14 protein-coding genes are annotated in these 15,490 nt (G+C 66.5%); 3 read left to right on the top strand and 11 right to left on the bottom strand.

Annotation, left to right across the window (positions count from 1 at the left end):
* Positions 1–111: 111 nt before the first annotated feature.
* From WKW80_RS08705 to WKW80_RS08675, 7 genes are all read right to left on the bottom strand, one after another.
* Entirely contained in the window at positions 112–885 is a 774-nt protein-coding gene (locus WKW80_RS08705) for an ABC transporter ATP-binding protein (RefSeq protein WP_340363158.1), read from the bottom strand.
* On the bottom strand, positions 882–2,807 hold the full coding sequence (locus tag WKW80_RS08700) for an ABC transporter permease (RefSeq protein ID WP_340363157.1): 1,926 nt from the start codon (positions 2,805–2,807) through the stop codon (positions 882–884). The genes WKW80_RS08705 and WKW80_RS08700 overlap by 4 nt, the downstream gene beginning before the upstream one ends.
* A gap of 379 nt (positions 2,808–3,186) precedes the next feature.
* Positions 3,187–4,389, bottom strand: coding sequence for an ABC transporter substrate-binding protein (locus WKW80_RS08695; protein ID WP_340363156.1), 1,203 nt, complete (start codon positions 4,387–4,389; stop codon positions 3,187–3,189).
* 67 nt (positions 4,390–4,456) lie between these two features.
* Positions 4,457–5,041, bottom strand: a complete 585-nt coding sequence (locus WKW80_RS08690; protein WP_340363155.1) for an amino acid synthesis family protein — start codon at positions 5,039–5,041, stop codon at positions 4,457–4,459.
* 56 nt (positions 5,042–5,097) lie between these two features.
* Positions 5,098–5,739: an amino acid synthesis family protein gene (locus WKW80_RS08685; RefSeq protein WP_340363154.1), complete on the bottom strand. Its 642-nt coding sequence runs from the start codon at positions 5,737–5,739 to the stop codon at positions 5,098–5,100.
* A gap of 10 nt (positions 5,740–5,749) precedes the next feature.
* On the bottom strand, positions 5,750–6,661 hold the full coding sequence (locus tag WKW80_RS08680) for a UPF0280 family protein (protein WP_340363181.1): 912 nt from the start codon (positions 6,659–6,661) through the stop codon (positions 5,750–5,752).
* Positions 6,662–6,677: 16 nt separating this feature from the next.
* Positions 6,678–8,285 carry a 6-hydroxynicotinate reductase gene (locus WKW80_RS08675; protein ID WP_340363153.1) on the bottom strand — a complete coding sequence of 536 codons (1,608 nt, stop codon included), beginning with the start codon at positions 8,283–8,285 and terminating at the stop codon, positions 6,678–6,680.
* A gap of 176 nt (positions 8,286–8,461) precedes the next feature.
* Between WKW80_RS08675 and WKW80_RS08670 the strand changes: the two genes are divergently transcribed.
* The 3 genes from WKW80_RS08670 (at position 8,462) to WKW80_RS08660 (ending at position 11,262) form a co-directional block, all read left to right on the top strand.
* Positions 8,462–9,235: a ferredoxin--NADP reductase gene (locus WKW80_RS08670; RefSeq protein ID WP_340363152.1), complete on the top strand. Its 774-nt coding sequence runs from the start codon at positions 8,462–8,464 to the stop codon at positions 9,233–9,235.
* 100 nt (positions 9,236–9,335) lie between these two features.
* Entirely contained in the window at positions 9,336–10,037 is a 702-nt protein-coding gene (locus WKW80_RS08665; protein WP_340363151.1) for a TetR/AcrR family transcriptional regulator, read from the top strand.
* A gap of 25 nt (positions 10,038–10,062) precedes the next feature.
* The gene (locus WKW80_RS08660) at positions 10,063–11,262 is read left to right on the top strand and encodes an amidohydrolase family protein (protein ID WP_340363150.1); all 1,200 of its coding nucleotides are present in this window, start codon (positions 10,063–10,065) and stop codon (positions 11,260–11,262) included.
* On the opposite strand, the gene WKW80_RS08655 is transcribed toward WKW80_RS08660, so the two are convergent.
* The 4 genes from WKW80_RS08655 to WKW80_RS08640 are packed head-to-tail and all read right to left on the bottom strand — an operon-like array spanning position 11,248 to position 15,352.
* Complete coding sequence (locus WKW80_RS08655; RefSeq protein ID WP_340363149.1) at positions 11,248–12,171, bottom strand: YihY/virulence factor BrkB family protein; 924 nt, start codon at positions 12,169–12,171, stop codon at positions 11,248–11,250. The two genes, WKW80_RS08660 and WKW80_RS08655, sit on opposite strands and share 15 nt — an antisense overlap.
* Before the next feature lie 9 nt (positions 12,172–12,180).
* Positions 12,181–12,579, bottom strand: coding sequence for a GtrA family protein (locus WKW80_RS08650; protein WP_340363148.1), 399 nt, complete (start codon positions 12,577–12,579; stop codon positions 12,181–12,183).
* Positions 12,576–13,574 (bottom strand): glycosyltransferase family 2 protein, encoded by a 999-nt coding sequence (locus WKW80_RS08645; protein WP_340363147.1) that lies wholly within the window; start codon positions 13,572–13,574, stop codon positions 12,576–12,578. The genes WKW80_RS08650 and WKW80_RS08645 overlap by 4 nt, the downstream gene beginning before the upstream one ends.
* Positions 13,571–15,352 carry an ArnT family glycosyltransferase gene (locus WKW80_RS08640; RefSeq protein ID WP_340363146.1) on the bottom strand — a complete coding sequence of 594 codons (1,782 nt, stop codon included), beginning with the start codon at positions 15,350–15,352 and terminating at the stop codon, positions 13,571–13,573. The genes WKW80_RS08645 and WKW80_RS08640 overlap by 4 nt, the downstream gene beginning before the upstream one ends.
* Between the last annotated feature and the right edge of the window lie 138 nt (positions 15,353–15,490).

Below are 15,490 nucleotides of genomic sequence, written 5' to 3'. Positions count from 1 at the left end.
CGTGCTTCGCACTGCGGTGCGGAGCGCCTTCGGGCGGCCGGGCGGCACTCATTCGAAAACCTCCGTGCTTCGCACTGCGGTGCGGAGCGCCTTCGGGCGGCCGGGCGGCACTCATGCGTGCTCCTGCGCCTTTTCAAAGGTCTTGCCCGTACCGAAGTACACGGCCTGGACCTTCGGATCGTCGCGGATCTCCAGCGGCTTGCCCTGAGCGATGAGCCGCCCGCGCGCCAGCACGATCATGCGGTCGGCGTAGGCGAACACCACGTCCATGCTGTGCTCGGTGAAGAGCACCGCCAGTCCGCGTTGGATGACAAGCTCCTTGGTCAGTGCCATCAGCGAATTGCGCTCCTTCGGCGCCATGCCGGCGGTGGGCTCGTCCATCAGCAACAGCTTCGGATCATTGGCCATCGCGATCGCAAGCTCGACGCGCTTCACGTCGCCGTACGCGAGTTCGCTGCAGGGACGGTCGGCTTGCGCTTTCATGCCGACCTGCTCCAGCAGCGCAAGCGCTTTGTCGCGCTTGTGGTCGGCGGCGCGGCGCCACATCGAATACAGCCTGGCGTCATGCGACAGCAGCGCCATCTGCACGTTCTCGGCCACGGTCAGCGATGCAAAGGTCTCGGCAATCTGGAACGTGCGGCCGACGCCCAGCCGCCAGATCGAACGCGGTTTCTGGCCCACGAGTTCATGGCCGTCGAAGCGGATCGAACCCTGGTCGGCCCTGAGTTGGCCGTTGACCATGTTGAAGGTCGTCGACTTGCCCGCGCCGTTCGGCCCGATCAGCGCCAGCAGTTCGCCGGCCGCGAGTTCGAAGGTGATGCCATCGACCGCCTTCACGCCGCCGAAGGACTTGCCGAGGTTTTTGACTTGCAGCAGCGCCGTCATGTCCGCTTCTCCTGCAAGGGCGACGCATCGCCCGCTTTTGGCCTGGGCCGCAGCCGGTCGGCCAGCTGCTTTGCGAAGCCTGCGATGCCTTGCGGGAACAGCAACACAAGAAGCAAGATGATCGCGCCGAGCATTGCGCGCCAATAGTCGGTATTGCGCGCCACGGTGTCATGCAGCCAGCTGAACGTGACGGCGCCAACCACCGGCCCGGCCAGCGTCTGGATCCCGCCGAGCAGCACCATCACCAGCCCGTCGACGGACCTGTCGACGCTCAGGCTTTCCGGCGAGATGCTGCCCTTGGAAAACGCGAAGAGCGACCCGGCGAGCCCCGCCGCCGCGCCTGCGATCACGAAGGCCGTCCACTGCATGCGCTTGACGTCGATGCCGATCGCGTCCGCGCGCAGCACCGAATCGCGCCCGGCCCGCAACGCATAGCCGAAGGGCGAGAACAGCACCCGACGCAACAGCAACACGCCGGCCGCCACCAGCACCAGCGTCAGCCAGTAGTAGGCCCGCTTGTCCGACAGCCAATCCGACGGCCAGACGCCGGTGAGCCCGTTGCTGCCGCCGGTGAACGAGTCCCACTGGTAGACGATGGCCCAGGTGATCTGCGCGAAGGCCAGCGTGAGCATCGCGAGGTACACGCCGGACAGCCGCACCGCAAACCAGCCGTAGACGAATGCGCCGATCGCGGCAATCAACGGCGCGAAGATCAGCGCCAGCTCCATCGGCATTCCGCTCGCGCGCACCAGCAATGCCGCACCGTACGCGCCGAGCCCGAAGTAGGCCGCGTGGCCGAACGAGTGCATGCCGGCCGGGCCCATGATGAAGTGCAGGCTTGCAGCGAACAGCGCCGCGATCATCAGGTCGATCATCAGCACCGTCGTGTAAGGCGAATCGGCGCTCAGCAGCGGCAAGGCCATGAGCACCAGGCCCAGCGCGGCGACCAGCCACAGGTAGCCCTTGCCGGCGCGGCGCAACGGCTCTTCCGCCATGCCCACGTAGCGGCTCGGCGCCTGCGGCCGGCCGAACAGGCCCCACGGCCGCCACACCAGCACCACCGCCATCACCACGAAGTCGACCACCAGCGTGAGCTTGGAGAACGAGACGCTGTACCCCAGGAGCTCCACGACCCCAAGCCAGATGCAGACCGCCTTGATCTCCGAGATCAGCAACGCCGCCGCATAGGCGCCGGGGATCGAACCCATGCCGCCCACCACGACCACGACAAAGGCGGCGCCGATGGTGTTGAGGTCGATTGCGAGCGTGGCCGGTTCGCGCGGCAATTGCAGCGCGCCGCCCAGTCCCGCCAGCAGCGCGCCCAGGCCGAACACCGCCGTGAACAGCCAGGCCTGGTTCACGCCCAGTGCACTGACCATCTCGCGGTCTTGCGTCGCCGCGCGCACCAGCGTGCCCCAGCGCGTGCGTGTGAGCAGCAGCCACAGCAGGCCGAGCACCACCGGGCCGACAACGATCAGGAACAGGTCGTAGCTCGGAAACTGTCGCCCGAGGATCTCGACCGAACCCTTGAGCCCCGGTGCGCGCGGCCCGAGCAACTCGTCGGGCCCCCAGAGATAGAGCACCGCGTCCTTGATGACCAGCACCAGCGCAAAGGTCGCCAGCAGCTGGAACAATTCCGGCGACTTGTAGATGCGCCGCAGCAGGATCATCTCGATCAACGCACCCAGCACCCCGACCGCCAACGCCGCGATCAAGAGCGCCGGCCAGAAGCCGAGCTGACTCCCGAACCGATCCACCAGCGTGTAAGCCAGATAGATGCCGACCATGAAGAACGAGCCATGCGCAAAGTTGACGATGCGCGTGACACCGAAGATGAGCGACAGCCCCGCCGCCACCAGGAACAGCGATGAAGCCGACGACAGCCCCGTGAGGAACTGCAGCAACAGGGATGACAGGCTCATCAGAACTTCCTTGACTACAGGCTCTTACGCCAACCCCCAGACGCCCGAGACATCGCCGAACCCGCTTTGCCGGGCCGATGATGTCGCGCCCGGGCAGGGGTGTGGGAGGAGCGCGGAGGCCGGGGGCGAGCAACATTTCAGTGCTCCACGGCGCAGGAGCGTCTTCCGCGAAGCATGAATCCAGGAAGAGCACAGCGAAGTCTGTTCGTGGGCACCCGCGGAACCGGCTTTGCCGGGCCGCTGGGTGCGCCCCCTCGAGGGGGAGGCGCCGCAGGCGCATCGGGGGTGTTCCGTTTCCTCCGCGGAACCGGCTTTGCCGGGCCGCCAGGTGCGCCCCCTCGAGGGGGAGGCGCCGCAGGCGCTTCGGGGGTGTTTCATCCTAATCTGCGCGGGACTTCTTGATGTCCGCAGCGCTCGGCTGGAACTTCGCACCGTCGAAGTACGAGTAGTCCACCATCACGCCCTTGCCGTTGTCGTTCTTCGTCTTGCCGACGAAGGCGCCCATGGTCGACTGGTGGTCTTCCGCGCGGTAGGTGATCTTGCCGAACGGCGTGTCGACCTGCAGGCCCTTGAAGGCTTCGACCAGCTTCGGCGTCTCGCTGCTCTTCGCCTTGGCGATGCCGGCCGCGACCGACTTGATCATGCTGTAGCCCACCACCGAGCCGAGGCGCGGATAGTCCTTGTACTTCTCGTGGTAGGCGAGGAAGAAGGCCTTGTGCTCGGGCGTCTGGATGCCGTACCAGGGGTAGCCGGTGACGATCCAGCCGTTGGGCGTTTCGTCCTTCAGCGGATCGAGGTATTCGGGCTCGCCAGTCAGCACGCTGACCACGGCACGGTCCTTGAACAAGCCGCGCGTGTTGCCTTCGCGCACGAACTTCGACAGGTCGGCGGCGAACAGCACGTTGAAGATCGCATCGGGCTTGGCATCGGCCAGCGCCTGGGCGACGGCGCCCGCGTCGACCTTGCCGAGCGGCGGGGCCTGTTCGGTGACGAACTCCACGTCAGGCTGTGCGGCCTTCAGCAGCGCCTTGAATGCGGCCACGGCGGACTGGCCGTATTCGTAGTTGGGGTACACGATGGCCCAGCGCTTCTTCTTGAGCTTGACCGCTTCGGGCACCAGCATGGCGGCCTGCATGTAGGTGCCGGGGCGCAGGCGGAAGGTGTACTCGTTGCCGCCCTGCCAGGTCATCTTGTCGGTAAGCGGCTCGCCGGCGAGGAAGAAGAATTTCTTCTGCTTCGCGAAGTCCGCGACGGCCAGGCCGGTGTTGGAGAGGAAGGTGCCGGTCAGCACGTCGATCTTCTCGCGCGCCACCAGTTCTTCGGCCACGCGCACCGCATCGCCGGGGTTGGCGTTGTCGTCACGCGTGATGAGTTCGATCTTCTTGCCGTTGACGCCGCCCTTGGCGTTGATTTCCTCGACGGCGAGTTCCATGCCCTTCTTGTAGGGCTCGAGGAACGCGGGCTGCGCCTTGTAGCTGTTGACCTCGCCGATCTTGATGACGCCCTGCGCGTGCGCAGGCACCAGGGCAGTGGCCAGCGTCGCGAGGGCCGCGGCGGTGAAGGTGAGGCGCATGGGGTTCATGGAAAGCTCCTTGGAAATGGATGAATCTGCAAATTGGGACCTGACCGGACGCGGCGGTATTCGTGTTTCAGCGCAGGCCATCCTGGCCCTTGATCTCACTCACCTGGAGGCCGCCAATGCGCGGCAGCGGGCGACCGCTGTCCGTGACGGCCACGGCGACGACGATCTCATTGGCACGCGGCGCATCGGACACGCGCGCTTCGACCGCATCGAAGTGGCTGCGCACGAAGGCGGCGTCCTTGTGGCCGAGCGGTACGTCGATGGCCGTGCCGAGCGTGCCGCGCTTCTTGCTCGACGGCACGAGCGCAGCGCCCTTCTCGACCGCCGCGCGCAACGGCGCGCCGAGCTTGGGATGCAGGATCGCGGCCGCATGCTCCAGCTCGCCGGCCTCGCCGACGATCGCGGCCTTGCCGTAGCTTTGCGCGGCGCCGGGCGCGATGCCCAGCGCGGCCACGCACTTCTGGCCGAGCAGCGCACCGAGTTCCTCGCCGATGGCAATCAGCTCGTCGAGGTTCTCGGAGTAACGCCCCGCGTAGGGGTTGTCGATCACCGCGATGGCCACGGCGCGGCGCGTCGGCGGCTCGATGGCCTTGCCCATCTCGATGCGGGTCTCGTCGACCTGTACGACGAGCTTGCGAATGTTGGCTGGCATGTCTGTCCTTATTCCTTCATGGCTTCTCTTGCGGTGTCTGCGGCTTCGGCGAAACGTTAACGCAGCCCGTCCCACTTGCTGATGTCCTTGGCCAGCAGCCCACCTACACGTGCATGGATACGGTAGCCGGTCGTCATCGCCAGGATGAACACGATCTCGTCGGCGGCGGGCGCGCCCGGCACGCGCACTTCGAACGCGTCGAACTGGCCGCGCACATAGCTCGCGTTGATGTTGGTGAGCGGCACGTCGAGCGTGGTGCCGGGGGCGCCGACCTTCTTGGTCGAAGGCACGATCGAGAGTCCGTTGCCCGGCTGTCCGGTCTTTTCTTCGGCCTTGCCTGCGCGGTACGCATTGCGGTCGCCCTTCCAGCCGAGCAGTTCGCGCATCGCATAGCCGCCCGGCACATGCCACAGCGCGCCATGCTCCAGTTCGCCGGCGGCGCCGACGATCGCACCCTTGCCGTAGGTGGCGATCTGGTCGACGCTCACGTCCATGGCTTCCCTGAGCTTGTGTGCCATCTCGACGCCCACGGGGTCGAGCAGGGTCATCATCGGCAGGATGTCGGGCTCGTAGCGGCCCGCGAACGGGTTGGTCAGGACGGCGCCGATGGCGCCACGCACCAGCGGCGTGTCGGCGCGGGGGCCGAATTCGTGGTGGATGTGCTCGACCTGGGTGAAGACGCGGCGGATTTCGATCATGTCGTTTGGATCAAGCAAATACGGAGCCAATTGCCATCGCCGATGCCGCATTCGGCACCGCAGCGGTGGAGCATAAGGGTTCGGCAACACGGTACTGGTGCTGGCAAACCAGCACTGCGGAAAAGATGAGGCCCGCCTGCTGCAACGCATGTGCGCGCGCCGCGCCCGCATCGAGTGCGCGGCGGACCTGTGCGGCTGCCAGCATGTCGACGCCAACCGTGACCGGGATATCGCCCAGGTCGGTGTCGTCCTTGCATTCGCTGGCTGGCCGGCGATGGATTCCCGCGTCCTGCACATCGACCGCGTTCGCTATGACGGTCGCGGCGGCATCGGCCTGCGCGGAGGTCGCCGCCAGCACGGTGACGCTGTCCGCGATGCCCAGCGAAAAGCTGCGCCCGCGCCAGCCGCTGGTGGCCACGCCGCGCACCGGCATGTCGGCCGTGACGTCGAAGCTGCCATCCACGTTGACGACGCGCCCCGCGTCGCGCAGGTCGAAGCGGGAAATGTCGGCAAACAGGCCCACGCGCGCCGACTGGCCCGGCGCCAGATGCAGCGCGATGTCGCCGCCGTTGTTGAGCCATGCGCGTTCGATGCCCGGTCGTTGGTAGAAGCCGATGAGCTCCTGCGCGACCGAGCCGGCCACCGCCGCCATCGGCGTGATGAAGGCTGGCCGAAACGGCGCACAGGCATTCCACATGCGGCGCGCGATCGGGCCCCGCAGCACGCAGTCCGTGCCCACCGGCTGACGAAGCAGCCGCAACTCGCCCACCAGTTCGCCCAGCACCGCGCCAAAGCGCTGCCATGCGGCTTCGTGCGCATCGGCAACCGCAGCCGGATCGCCGTACGCCTCTGCCACGATGTCGATCGGGCCGTGGCTCCAGTGCCAGCGATGGCTGTCGAGCGCGGTGCGCTGGGCGGTCATGGGCGGCATTGAGGGGTCATCCGAGCATCGGCGGTTGGCCGAGCGGCCACGGATTGGCGTCGTCGATGGCCTGCCATTGCCTTGCCAGCGGCGCACCGTCGTCCTGCCACGCACCGCGCGCCAGGGCCTGCTCCAGCGAAAACACATGCCCGGTGTGCCCGCCCAGCGCGGCGTAGTCATCGAGCCGCATGCTGAACTCGATCGGCGCAACGATGGCCGGCGTGGGCACCGTGCCGAAGCTGTTGTCCGGCATGCGCATCACATCGACCATCACCGTGATGCCGCCGCCCGGCCACACATAGGCCGGCGCGCCGCCGCAGGTCACGTTGACCAGCGCCCGCTTGATGGCGCGCGTCAGCAGCACCGGGTTCTCGCTCACCCCCGCGCGCAGGCTGCCGCCGGCGCCGCCGAGGAACAGCACGGTGCACAGCGACGGCTCGCAGTTCTCGCCGATGCGTTGCACGATGCGGCGCACCTCCTCGGGCATCTCCTGTTCGACCGGCTTCAGTGCCTCGTCCAGGACATACCACTGCGCGTGTTCGCCGGTGGTCGACGTCATCAGCAGCCGCAACCCGGGCTTCGCCACGCCCGCTTCCCAGCCCTCGATGATCGACAGCGGGTCGGCGATGTCGGTGCCGCCCCATCCGTCGCCCGGATTCGCGACCTGGAAATAGCGCCCCGGCGTGGACTTTCGCCCGCGCATCTCGATGCCCGATTTCGGCATGTCGAGGCAACGGCCGGCCTGGTGCTCGGTGAGCACGCCTGTGATGTGGTCGTCGACCACCACCACCTCGTCCGCCACGCCCGCGAACTGCCGCGCGAAGATGCCGACCGCCGCCGAGCCGCAACCCACCCGCATGCGTTGCTCTTCCACGCCATTGACGATGGGGGGCCGCCCGGCCTGCACGACCAGGCTGGCACCGCCGTCGATGGTGATGTCGACCGGCTTCTTGTTGCCGAGCAGTTGCATCAGTTCGGCCGTCATGCGGCCTTCCTTCTTGCTGCCGCCGGTGAGATGGTGAACACCGCCCAGCGACAGCATCTGCGAGCCGTATTCGGCGGTGGTGACATGGCCCACCACCTCGCCCTTGTAGCGAACATTGGCCTGCTCGGCGCCGAGGAAGCGGTCGGTGTCGATCTTGATCTTGAAGCTGCAGTAGCTGAATATTCCTTCGGTGACCACGGTGACCATGTCGACGCCGTTGGCCTTCGAGCCCACGATGAAGGGCGCGGGCTTGTAGTCCGGGTAGGTGGTCGACGAGCCGACGCCAGTGACGAACACTTCGTCGGCCAGCAGCAAGTCACCGCTCCAGTCGGGGTCATTCCCGTCGGGAGCCTCGGCAGCGGGACGCGAGAACGGCACCAACGCCGCAGTGTCCTGCACCACCGCCCGGCGCAGCAGCACGACCGGGTCCACCCGCACCAGCGTGCCGGCCCGATTGGCGTATCGGTCACAGGCCCCCGTGCGGCCCTCGGAGATCTGGCAGAGCACCGGGCAGGCGTTGCACTCGACCTTGGCCGCACTCATCCTCTCGTTGCGCAGGGAGGCGCGCTCGGGAATGCCGGCGCCGATCACCGGCATGTCCATGCCGGGAAGCCCGTCAGTCTTTGTGTGTTCGGTCATCGTGGAAAATCGCCTGGTTTCACCTGCATTGCCCGCGACGGGTGGTGCTTGTGATCGTCTTGCTCTTTGTGTAGCATTCACTCCAATTTGATGTTGTGAACGCTACATCAATCCAATGTAGCAAACGCGACGCCAATGCGCAACGGCGTTTTTACCGAACTAACTCCAAGCCAGCCATGAGTGCCTTCAGCGAAGAAACCGTCCTCTCCGTCCATCACTGGACCGACCGCCTGTTCACGTTCACCTGCACGCGCGACCCGGCGCTGCGGTTCTCGAACGGCCACTTCACGATGATCGGCCTGCGCGTCAACAACAAGCCATTGCTGCGCGCCTACAGCATCGTGAGCGCCAACTACGAGGAGCACCTCGAGTTCCTGAGCATCAAGGTCGAGGAAGGCCCGCTCACCTCGAAGCTGCAGCACATCCAGCCCGGCGACAAGATCATCGTCGGCCGCAAGCCCACCGGCACGCTGCTGATCGACTACTGCCTGCCCGCCAAGCGGCTCTACCTGCTGGGCACCGGCACCGGGCTTGCACCGTTCATGAGCGTGATCCGCGACCCGGAGACGTACGAGAAGTTCGAGCAGGTCATCCTGGTGCACGGCGTGCGCGAGGTCGACGAGCTGGCGTATCACGACCTTGTGGTCGACCACTTGCCGCAGCACGAATTCCTGGGCGACCTGATCAAGAAACAGTTGCTCTACTACCCGACCGTGACGCGCGAGGACTTCCGCAACATGGGCCGCATCACCGAACTCATCGAGAGCAACAAGATGACCGACGACCTCGGCCTGCCGCCGATCAATGTCGCCGAAGACCGCGTGATGCTGTGCGGCAGCCCCGGCATGCTGTCCGACCTGAAGCACATGCTGGAAACGCGCGGATTCAAGGAAGGCAACACGTCGACGCCGGGCGACTTCGTGGTCGAGCGCGCCTTCGCCGAAAAATGACCGCCCCCCTGCTTTTCACTCGCTGCGCCGCTTTAACTCCACTCGTCAAGGGTCGGGCGCGGCCGGCTTGGGGCGGCGCGGCGCTCGGCCGCCTGTAGTCATGGCGGTTGCCAAGGCCCTCACTGCAGCGAGCAACGGTGCCCGCCGCGGCACCGGCGTGCGCGAGGCGGCCGCGCAGGCAACGCGCAAGGCCATCCTGAAGGCGGCCACCAAGGTATTCGCGAAGTACGGCTACGACGGCGGCAGCGTCGAGAAGATCTCGAAGGCGGCCAAGTCGTACGACCGCATGATCTATTACTACTTCGGCAGCAAGGAAGGCCTGTTCATCGCCGTGCTCGAAGGCATCTATCGCGAGATGGACGAAGCCGAGTCGGCCATCCAGCTCGATGCCGAGCGCCCGGTCGAAACGCTCACCGCCGTGATCCGATTCGTGCACGGCTACTACCGCAAGAACCCTGAGTTCGTCACGCTGCTCAACACCGAAAACCTGCACAAGGGGCGGCACATCGCCAAGTCGCTGCGGGCGGGCGAATATTCGTCGCATGCGATCGCGGTAATCCGCGAAGTGCTGGCCAGCGGCATCGCCAAGGGCATCTTTCGCGAAGATGTCGCGGCACGCGAGGTGTACCTGCTGATCGCGTCGACGGGCTACTTCTACATGTCGAACCGGCACACACTGACGGCCTTTCTCGGGGAGCCGCTCGAGACGGCCGAGGCCGTCAAACGCTGGGAAGACTTCGCTGTCGAGACGGTGCTGCGAACCGTGAGCGCGACACAGGCAACACCCGCATTCAATTCATAAATCACCCCACGAAGAGGTCAACACCATGGCAGAAGCCGCAGCAGGCGCGAAATCCGGCAAGGTCGTCATCCGCAACATCGGACTTCTTCTCTCGGGCGACATCGACAAGCCCATCCTCGATGCCGACACCATCGTGGTGAACGACGGGCTCATCGTCGCCGTCGGCAAGCAGAAGGACTGCGACATCGAAGGCGCGCAGACCGTCATCGACTGCAAGCAGACCTGCGTCGCGCCAGGTCTCATCGACAGCCACGTGCATCCGGTGTTCGGCGACTGGACGCCGCGCCAGAGCCAGCTCGGCTGGATCGACTCGACCATGAACGGCGGCGTCACCACGATGATCTCGGCGGGCGAGGTGCACCTGCCCGGCCGGCCGAAGGACATCGTCGGCCTGAAGGCGCTGGCCATCACCGCGCAGCGCGCTTTCGACAACTTCCGCCCCGGCGGCGTGAAGGTGCTGGCCGGTGCGCCGGTCATCGAGAAGGGCATGGTCGAGAGCGACTTCAGGGAACTGGCCGAGGCCGGCGTGGGCCTGCTGGGCGAAGTGGGCCTGGGCTCGGTCAAGGCCGGCTATGAGGCCAGGGAGATGGTGGCCTGGGCGCGCAAGTACGGCATCCAGAGCACCATCCACACGGGCGGGCCGTCGATCCCGGGCTCCGGGCTCATCGACAAGGACGTGGTGCTCGAAGCCGACGCCGACATCATCGGCCACATCAACGGCGGCCACACCGCGCTGCCCGAGGCGCACGTGTGCGAGCTGTGCGAGAAGTCGTCGCGCGCCATCGAGATCGTGCACAACGGCAACGAGAAGGTCGCCATCGCGGCGGCGAAGGCTGCGCTCGAACTGAAGTGCCCGCACCGCGTGATCCTCGGCACCGACGGACCTGCGGGCTCCGGCGTGCAGCCGCTGGGCATCCTTCGCATGGTGGCGATGCTGTCGTCCATTGCGAACATCCCGGCGGAGCTGGTGTTCTGCTTTGCGACCGGCAACACGGCGCGCATCCGCAAGCTCAACTGCGGGCTCATCGAAGTGGGCCGCGATGCGGATTTCGTCTTCATGGACCGCGCGCAGCATTCGCCCGCGAAGGGCTTGCTGGAGAGCGTGCAGCTCGGCGATATCCCCGGCGTCGGCATGGTGATGATCGACGGCATCGTGCGTTGCGGGCGCAGCCGCAACACGCCGCCTGCGACGGAAATCCCGGTGGTGGTGTCAGGCGGCCACTGACGCGCCTTCGGCCCGCTGCGCGCGAGCCCTGGCATCGTCCGACACCGCCCGCGCCACGCCGGCGGAGAAGAGCAGGATCGCCGACGAAAAGTAGATCCACATCAATAGCACCACCAGCGACCCTGCCGCGCCATAGGCCGACACCACCGCCGCAGTCGACAGGTAGAACGCCAGCACGTGCTTGCCGAGCGTGAACAGGATCGCGCCGACCGCCCCGCCCAGTATCAAAAAACGCATCGCCGGCTTCGGCCCGCTGCTGAGCCGCATCAGCGCCGCGAACAGGGCCGTGACGAAGATGAACGACAGCGATTCGTTGAGCAGCTTCAGCAGCCATTCCAGCGGCAGCCAGTTGCCCGCCCAACCGGTGATCATGTTCAGCGCGGTGGTCACGGCCAGCGACACCATCAGCAGGAAACCGAACGCCAGGATGTAGCCGAGCCCGCGCAGCCTCAGCGATGCCGCATACCACCAGGGCACCTTGGGCGCCGCCTCGCCGCCATGTCGCCACAGCCTTTCGATGGCCGACTGCAGTTCGGCAAACACGCCGGTGGCGCCCGAGATCAGCAGGCCGAAGGCGATCACCGACGCAATGATTCCCTCCTTCGGCTTCTGCGCGCTCTCGATAGCCTGCTGGATGACCTCGGCGCCGCGCTGGCCGACCACCGAGCTGATCTCGGCGATGAGCTTGGTCTCGACGTAATTGCGGTCCAGCCACCAGCCAAGCACCGCGACCAGCAGCACCAGCAGGGGCGCCAGGCTCAGGATGCCGTAGAACGACATCGCGGCACTCATGCGCAGGCCTTCGGCCTCGTTCCACAGCATCGCCGCGCGCCACAGCGGCAGCAACGGGCGCAGCGGCAGAGCGAGCGTGCTCAGCGTGCGGGTGATGGCGGCATTCGGAAAAGCCATGCGCGGACGCTACCGCGTCCGGTGCGCCTTGAACACCAGATAGCGCGCCGACAGGAAGTTGACGGCAAGCCCCGACAGGCTGCCCAGCGCCACGCCCAGCGCCGCTACCCACGCGCCGGCGAGCCAGTGCAACACCACCACGTACACCGCGTAGTTGACCGCCGCACCACCCAGCATCGCCGTCAGATACGACAGGTATTCGCGCAGCAGCGATTCGTGCCGCACTGAGCCTGCGAAGGCGAAGCTCCGGTTCATCAGCCACGTGACGGTCGCGGCCGACAGGAACGACAGCACGCGCGCCACGTACCACCCAAGCAGCGGCGCGAACAAATACAGCACGACCACGTCGACCACCAACCCCACCACACCTGCGACGAGGAACCAGGCGAAGCTGCGCGCACCCTTCATCGGCGGCGGGCGTCGCGTGCTGCGGCCTGCGCGGCCGACAGCACGCCGGGAATCACCAGGTAACGCAGTCGCTTGGCTTCCTGCCGCCCGATGGTCACGGTGTTCAGCACGATGCCGCACACCAGCGACAGCATGGCGCCCAGCATGATGCCGGTGACCAGCACGGCGGTCGGCAGCCGCGGGACCAGGCCGGTTTCCAGGTAAGTGAGCACCAACGGCTCAACCAACACGAGCGACGTCAGGAACAACACCGTGGCCACGAGCGAGAAGAAATCCAGCGGCCGCTCGCTGATGAACAGCCGCGTGATGGTGCGCATGATGCGCCAGCCGTCGCGGTAGGTGGAGAGCTTGCTTTCCGAACCCTCGGGCCGCGCCAGATAGCGGCACGGCAGCTCCGCGTAGGGCATGCGCAATTCCAGCGCGTGCACGGTCAGTTCGGTCTCGATCTCGAAGCCTTTCGCCAGCGCCGGGAACGACTTGGCATAGCGGCGCGAGAACACCCGGAAGCCCGAGAGCATGTCGGTGAAGCCGCTGCCGAACAGCCAGGCCACCGAACCCGTCAGCAGCGCGTTGCCGAAGCGATGGCCGCGCCGGTAGGTCTGGTCGTCCTGCGGATCGTCGACGCGGGTGCCCACGACCATGTCGAGATTGCCGGCCACGAGCATGTCGACCATTTGCCTCACGTTGCTCATGTCGTAGGTGGCATCGCCGTCGACCATCACATACACGTCGGCCTCGACGTCCGCGAACATGCGCCGCGCCACGTTGCCCTTGCCGCGCAGGGCCACGTGCGTCACGTGCGCGCCGGCCGCGGTGGCGACGGCGGCCGTGTCGTCGCTGGAGTCGTTGTCGAAGACGTGGATCTCGGCTTCAGGCAGCAGCGCCCGGAAGTCGGCGATGACCTGGCCGATGGCCAGCGCCTCGTTGTAGCAAGGGATGACGGCGGCCACACGAAGTGCAGGCAATGCAGGCGTGCGGGCGGATGGCTCGGTCATGGCTCGATGGGAAGGATGCGGTAGGCCCTGACGCCGTCCTTTTCGAGGATCAGGCGGAAGTGGCGGTCGAATTCGGGTTTGGTGTGAATGTAAGGGGCAAGCGCCGTCTGGATGACGATGCTGCCGAAGTCCTGTGCATGCAGTTTGCGGGCCAGTTCATCCGCCGGCAGCATGATGTAGTCGGCGTAGCGCCAGGGGCCGAACACATCGCCGTACACCCGATCCGGCGCAAAGTAGAGAGAGTCGTTCAGCATCACCTGGTACGTCTTGCCTTCGACCGGATGCTCGCGCAAGTAGTGCAGCACCTCGTAGCCGGGCACGCGCCGAAGGAAAAAGGCCTCGCGGCTCTCAGGCGTCGGCGAGATCTCGCGCACGTTTCGCGCCGAGTGATACACGCATGCCGCGGCCAGCGGCAGCAGCGCCAGTGCGCCGATGACCTGCGTCCACGTGCGGGCCGACGCGGCGGCGGCGGCGGGGCCCGCGCGGGCTGCGCGGCGTGCGCGCCAGGCATGGCCGATCCAGAGACCGAGTTGATGCCAGCCGACGGCCGCCATCAGCGCGATCAGCGGCAAGGACGGCGTGAGGTAGCGCGGATAGCGCGAGGTCACGCCCCAGACCAGCAGCGACCAGCCGCAGAACAGCAAGCCGCCGCGCACTGCCGGCGATCGCTTCGCGGCCACGCCGAACGGCGCGAGCAGTACCGCCCACAGCACGCCGTTGGGCGGGTTCGAATGGTTCTCCTGCACGTCGACGAGCTGATGCTGGTAGTCGGCCTCGTTCCAGTTGGTGAAGCCGAAGATGTGCGCGCCCAGCGGGTTGAACGGATCGCCCGTCATCACCGCATTGCGTACATACCAATAGATGCAGGGCAGCAGGAAGCAAGCCACGGCCAGCAGCCAGACCTGTGGCCGCCGCTCGCGCGGCAGCACGATCAAACCGACCAGCGGCAGGAAGGTCAGCGCCTGGTACTTCGAGCCCGCCGCCAGCCCGAGCAAGAAGGCCGACAACGCGAGCCAGCGCACGCCACGGTCCGTCGGCGCCTTGTCAGGCGAGGCCGCATCGCGCCACCACCAGAGCGCGACAAAGGCCGCCAGGACGAACAGGGACACCGCCATGTCGATGTACGCGCTTTCATACTGGCCCATGAACAGCCAGATCGCGGCACCCATGCAAGCCACCAGCCGGTTCACGTACATCAGGCCGAGCCGGTAGATCACCAGCACCGAGAGCCAACCCGCCAGCGCATGCACCAGGTGCGTGAACACGTCGTCGTAGACCTGCAGCACGGCCGCGAAGAGCAGGTCGTAGTTGTAGGGAAACCAGGGATAGCGCAGCCATTCGTAGACGCCCAGCCGCCCGCTTTCCGCGACCTGCCGCGCATAGGGCAGGTGATACATGATTTCGTCGAATGTCACCGGGGGCGCGAGCGGCGCTGACAGGGTGGGAAACGCCGCCAGCGCGAGTCCGGCCAGCGCATAGCGGTCGATCGTGGTGACCGTGGGCGATGCTGCGAAATCCCGCCGCCGCCAGCCGCGAAACTGCAGCGCCGCGGCGATCACGCCGAGCGCGACTAGCGCCAACACCGGCGCCGGCCGCAGCACGCCAGCCAGCCCCAGCCCCTGCATCGCGACCACGAAAATGCCGAGCCCGAGCGAAGTGGCCATCGCCCACTCGAGCCAGCGATCACGCTGCGCCGGCGGGGCCATGCGGGACAACGCTGCCTGCCCGACACCCCAACACGCCGCCACGATGACGGCAAACGCAGCGTAGTGCGTCAATGCGAATATCAACTTCTGGATAACAGCTCCCGGATCGGTGTGATGTGAGTTTCCACGACGCTTCTGCATGACCGATGACGAACGAAACCGGCGCTGTCGAATGCCAGGGATACCGTGGAACCGGCTTTGCCGGGCCAC

The sequence above is a fragment of the Variovorax humicola genome (assembly GCF_037889915.1).
GTDB classification, from domain to species: Bacteria; Pseudomonadota; Gammaproteobacteria; order Burkholderiales; family Burkholderiaceae_C; genus Variovorax; species Variovorax humicola.
Note: the sequence above shows the minus strand (reverse complement) of the source record. Positions and strands in the feature narration are given on the sequence as shown.

Excerpts from the sequence above, each read along its gene's own strand:
- WKW80_RS08705 (WP_340363158.1), bottom strand. The coding sequence starts at position 885 with ATGACGGCGCTGCTGCAAGTCAAAAACCTCGGCAAGTCCTTCGGCGGC.
- WKW80_RS08700 (WP_340363157.1), bottom strand. The coding sequence starts at position 2,807 with ATGAGCCTGTCATCCCTGTTGCTGCAGTTCCTCACGGGGCTGTCGTCG.
- WKW80_RS08695 (WP_340363156.1), bottom strand. The coding sequence starts at position 4,389 with ATGAACCCCATGCGCCTCACCTTCACCGCCGCGGCCCTCGCGACGCTG.
- WKW80_RS08690 (WP_340363155.1), bottom strand. The coding sequence starts at position 5,041 with ATGCCAGCCAACATTCGCAAGCTCGTCGTACAGGTCGACGAGACCCGC.
- WKW80_RS08685 (WP_340363154.1), bottom strand. The coding sequence starts at position 5,739 with ATGATCGAAATCCGCCGCGTCTTCACCCAGGTCGAGCACATCCACCAC.
- WKW80_RS08680 (WP_340363181.1), bottom strand. The coding sequence starts at position 6,661 with ATGACCGCCCAGCGCACCGCGCTCGACAGCCATCGCTGGCACTGGAGC.
- WKW80_RS08675 (WP_340363153.1), bottom strand. The coding sequence starts at position 8,285 with ATGACCGAACACACAAAGACTGACGGGCTTCCCGGCATGGACATGCCG.
- WKW80_RS08670 (WP_340363152.1), top strand. The coding sequence starts at position 8,462 with ATGAGTGCCTTCAGCGAAGAAACCGTCCTCTCCGTCCATCACTGGACC.
- WKW80_RS08665 (WP_340363151.1), top strand. The coding sequence starts at position 9,336 with ATGGCGGTTGCCAAGGCCCTCACTGCAGCGAGCAACGGTGCCCGCCGC.
- WKW80_RS08660 (WP_340363150.1), top strand. The coding sequence starts at position 10,063 with ATGGCAGAAGCCGCAGCAGGCGCGAAATCCGGCAAGGTCGTCATCCGC.
- WKW80_RS08655 (WP_340363149.1), bottom strand. The coding sequence starts at position 12,171 with ATGGCTTTTCCGAATGCCGCCATCACCCGCACGCTGAGCACGCTCGCT.
- WKW80_RS08650 (WP_340363148.1), bottom strand. The coding sequence starts at position 12,579 with ATGAAGGGTGCGCGCAGCTTCGCCTGGTTCCTCGTCGCAGGTGTGGTG.
- WKW80_RS08645 (WP_340363147.1), bottom strand. The coding sequence starts at position 13,574 with ATGACCGAGCCATCCGCCCGCACGCCTGCATTGCCTGCACTTCGTGTG.